This is a genomic window from Streptomyces albidus (ex Kaewkla and Franco 2022), assembly GCF_013870515.1.
Classification (GTDB): domain Bacteria; phylum Actinomycetota; class Actinomycetes; order Streptomycetales; family Streptomycetaceae; genus Streptomyces; species Streptomyces albidus.
This window is the reverse complement of sequence record NZ_JACBXA010000352.1, coordinates 1-4,558: the sequence shown is the minus strand read 5'-3', so window position 1 is coordinate 4,558 and position 4,558 is coordinate 1. Positions and strand designations below refer to the sequence as shown.

The following is a 4,558-nucleotide window of genomic DNA, read 5'->3' as shown; positions in this document are numbered from 1 at the left end:
AACGGCTGGGCGGAGGGGAATCCGCGGCCGCGTCCAGCAGCCCCGCACCTGCCGAACAGCCCGCCGCCTCCGGCCCGGCAGGCACTGAAGCCGTCGTGGTGCCGCCGCAGCGGCTGGAGTTCAGCGAGACCGAGCTTCCCGCCCCCACCGGCACCGTCGCCGCAGGCACCACCGTCACGCTGCTCGGCGGCGGCCCGCTCGCCCCGCTCGTGGCGGAGCGGCTGCGGGCGGCCGGCGCACAGCCCGAGACCGTCCCCGACGGTGACGTCCCGGAACGCACGGGCGAGGCCGTCCTCTACCTGCAGGCGTTCGCAGCTCCGGACACCCAGCTCCCCGACGCCTTCCCGCTCTTCCAGGCCGTCCTGGCGGCCGGCCCGAAGCAGCTGCTGGCCGTGGAGCGACGGAGCGAGGGGGCCGCGACGGGCCTGCGGGGCTTCTTCCGCAGCGTCGCCCGCGAGTACGACGAGACCGCCGCGACCCTCGTCGAGGTGGGCTCCGAGGACACCCCCGAAGCCGTGGCCGACATCCTCGTGGCCGAACTCGGCGCCACGGAGCGTGAACCCGTCGTCCTCGCCGAAGGCGGACGCAGGCGCGCGCTGAAGCTCATACCCACCGACCTGGGCGCCGTCGCCGCCACCGGCGCGGGCCCGGCCGGTGACGGTGTGGCCGAGGCCGCTGCGGCGGGGCTCGACCGCGACTCGGTCGTCCTGCTGGCCGGAGGCGCACGGGGCATCACCGCCCGCTTCGCCCGTACGATCGCCGCCACCGGCCGCTGCCGGATCGAACTGCTCGGCCGCACACCGGTGCCGTCTCCCCAGGAGGACCCGGCGACGGCCTCGGCACGCGGACGCGACGAACTGCGCAGCGCCCTGATCAGCTCCGGCATGAAGTCGCCCGCGGAGATCGAGCGCGCCATGAGCGCCGTCCTCGCCGAGCGCGAGGTGCGCGAAACTCTCGCCGCCCTGCGGGAGTCGGGCAGCCAGGCGCGCTACCGCTCGGTCGACGTGCTGGACGTGGAGGCAGTACGAGCCGCGGTGAAGGAGATCCACGCGGAGCACGGCAGGCTCGACGGAGTCGTCTACGCGGCCGGCGTCATCGAGGACAAGCTGATCGCGGAGAAGTCACCCGAGTCCTTCCGCCGGGTCTTCACCACCAAGGCCGACGGAGCGCGCGTGCTGCTCGACGCCGTCGGGGCACTGCCCGAAGGCCCGCGCTTCGCGGTGCTCTTCGGCAGCATCGCGGCCGCCCTCGGCAACCGCGGCCAGTGCGACTACGCGGCGGCCAACGACGCCCTCGAGGAGCTGGGCCGGCGCTGGTCCAACGAGGACCGCCGCGGCCTGACCGTCCACTGGGGGCCCTGGGCCGCTTCGGAGACGAACGGCGGCATGGTGACCCCGGAGCTGATGCGCTCCTACGCGGCACGGGGCATCAAGCTCATCGACCCCGAGGAGGGGCCGCTGAGCCTGCTGCGCGAACTCGCCTGGGGGGCGCCCACGGTGCACGCGGTGGTCTCCGCTGCATCAGGATGGTGACGGCCATGTCCTCCCCGGGACGGAGCACGGGCCGCAAGCCGGTCGCCATCGTCGGCATGGCGGCCCTGTTCCCGGGCGCCGGGAACCTGGACAGCTACTGGCAGAACATCCTCGGCGGCGTCGACGCGATCACCGACGTCCCGGCCGGGCGCTGGGACGAGGAGTTCTACGCCGCCGAGGGGCCGAGACGGGCCGACCGCGTCTACTGCCGCCGCGGCGGGTTCATCGACCAGAGCACCGAGTACGACCTGACCCGGTTCGGCATCATGCCCAACTCGGTGCCGGGCACCGAGCCGGACCAGCTGATCGCCCTCGACGTGGCCCACCAGTCCATCGAGGACGCCGGCGGGACGAAGGTGCTGCCCGAGGACCGGCAGCGCGCCGGCGTCGTGCTGGGCCGGGGCGGCTATCTCACGCCCGGACTGGTGCGCCTCGACCAGCGCGTGCGCACCAGCAACCAGGTGGTGCGCACGCTGCGCGAGCTGGTGCCGGAACTCGGCGAGGAGCGGCTGGAGCAGGTCCGCTCGGCCTTCGCCGACCAACTGGGCCCTGAGGCACCCGAGTCGGCGATCGGGCTCGTACCGAACCTGGCCGCCTCACGTGTCGCCAACCGGCTCGACCTGCGGGGTCCCGCCTACACCGTCGACGCCGCGTGCGCGTCCTCGCTGGTGGCCGTCGACCACGCCGTACGCGAACTCGACGCGGGCCGCTGCGACATCATGCTGGCCGGCGGCGTGCACCACTGCCACGACATCACCCTGTGGAGCGTCTTCAGCCAGCTCGGCGCGCTCTCCAGGAGCCAGCGAATACGCCCCCTGCACCGCGGGGCCGACGGCGTGCTCATCGGTGAGGGCACCGGTGTGGTCGTCCTCAAGCGCCTCGAGGACGCGGAACGCGACGGCGACCGCATCTACGCCGTCGTCTCCGGCACCGGAGTGGCCAGCGACGGCCGCAGCGCCAGCCTCTTCAACCCCGACCCGGGCGGGCAGGTACGCGCGGTGCGCCAGGCGTGGGAGGTCGCGGGCCTCGACCCGCGCGCCGAGGACGCCATCGGCCTCCTGGAGGCGCACGGCACCGCCACCCCGGCGGGTGACGAAGCCGAACTGACCACCCTCGCCGAGGTATTCGGCCCCCGCAACGGCGAGCCCGCCGCCATCGGCTCGGTGAAGTCCATGATCGGACACACCATGCCGGCCGCCGGCATCGCAGGCCTCATCAAGGCGGCACTCGCCGTCCACCACGGGGTGCTGCCCCCGACGCTCCACTGCGACGACCCCCACCCCGCCCTCGAACGCACCCACTTCGCACCGCTGGACGCGGCCCGCCCCTGGAAGCAGCCCGAGAGCGGCGCACCGCGCAGGGCGGGCGTCAACGCCTTCGGCTTCGGCGGTATCAACGCACACGTCGTACTGGAAGCGCCCGCCACGCGCCCCTCGGCCTCCGCGAGCGCCGCAGTGACACCCGGCCCCGGCACGGCACGTGCGACGGTCACCGAACCCGAACGGGTGCTGCGGCTCGCCGCCGAGGGCCCCGAGGCCCTGGCGGCCGTCCTCGAGGGTGACGACTCGGCGGTGCTCGCCGCCGGTCTCGACGAGCACGCCGCGGTGAGCGCACCGTGCCGGCTCGGCATCGTCGACCCGACGGAGCGACGGCTGAAGCTGGCCCGCAAGGCCGTGAGCAAGGGCGTCGCGTGGCGCGGACGCAGCGACGTGTGGTTCAGCCCGCGTCCGATGCTCGGCGCCGCCGGCGGACGCACCGCGTTCGTCTTCCCGGGCCTGGAGGCCGAGTTCGATCCCCGGGTGGCCGAACTGGCCGAGCGGTTCGGGCTGGAGAAGCTGAAGGGCCGGGACGACGCCAAGGTCGGTGACGTCGGCCGTCACGGTGCCGCCGTCTTCCAGCTGGGCAGGATGCTGGACGCCGCGCTGCGCCGTCTCTTGGTCGTGCCCGACGCCCTGGCCGGGCACAGCGTGGGGGAGTGGACGGCGATGGCCTGCGGCGGCATCCACGCCGCCGACGAAGTCGACGCCTTCCTCGCCCAGTTCGACCCGGACGCCCTGCGGGTGCCCGGCGCCGTCTTCGGCGTCCTGGGCATGCCCGCGGATGAGGTCCTCGCGGAACTGGGCGGGCGCGAGGACGTGGTGCTCTCCCACGACAACGCGCCCAACCAGTCGATGATCTGCGGTCCCGAGGAAGCCGTCACCGACATCGTGGTGAAGATGCGGGCCGCCGGGGTGATCTGCCAGGTCCTCCCGTTCCGTTCGGGCTTCCACACGCCGATGCTCGCTCCGTACCTGGAACCGATCCGCAGAGCGGCCGACACCTACACCCTGCACCCGCAGAGCACCCCCGTGTGGTCGGCCACCACCGCCTCGCTCTATCCGCAAGAGCCGGAAGCGGTACGGGAGTTGTTCGTACGGCATCTGCTGGAGCCGGTGCGCTTCCGGCTGATGATCAACGCGATGCACGACGCGGGCTACCGGGCCTTCGTCCAGATGGGCGCCGGACAGCTCGGCTCGCTCATCGACGACACGCTCTCGGGCCGCGACCGACTCGTCGTCTCCGCCCATGCGAGCAACAGGGACAGCCTCGCGCAGCTGCGCCGGGTCGTCACCGCCCTGTGGGTGGACGGCGCGCAGCCGGACGTCGAACCGCTGGTGGGCCCCGCCGACCTCTCGCGGACGAAGCAGAGCCCGAAGGCCGCCGCGCGTCCCGGCATGCGCCTCGACCTGAACGGCGCGCTGCTGTCGCTGCCCGAGCAGATGCACGGCAGCCTCGCCGGATCGGTGACGAGTGCCGCGGCGCAGCAGGCCCCGGCTCTCCCGGCTGCCGCACGCGCAGCCGGCACGCCCGCACAGGCATCGGCCTCCATGGCGCGGCTCGACCAGGCCGGTACGCGCGATCCGCTGGCCGCCGAACTCTCCGCGCTCCTCAACGACACGGCCTCCGCCGCCGCCGATCTCATCGGCGCCGGAGCCCGCCGTCGCGCCCTCCCGGCACACACCGCCCACCGCCGTCCCGCGGGACGG

2 protein-coding genes are annotated in these 4,558 nt (G+C 73.8%); both read left to right on the top strand.

Translation table 11 applies throughout. The annotated features are described in order from the left end of the window. Positions 1-1,532 (top strand): SDR family NAD(P)-dependent oxidoreductase (locus H5J26_RS28570; protein WP_181768864.1); only part of this gene is annotated, 1,532 nt, incomplete at its 5' end. A gap of 5 nt (positions 1,533-1,537) precedes the next feature. Further along, positions 1,538-4,558 (top strand): type I polyketide synthase (locus H5J26_RS28565; protein WP_181768863.1); only part of this gene is annotated, 3,021 nt, incomplete at its 3' end.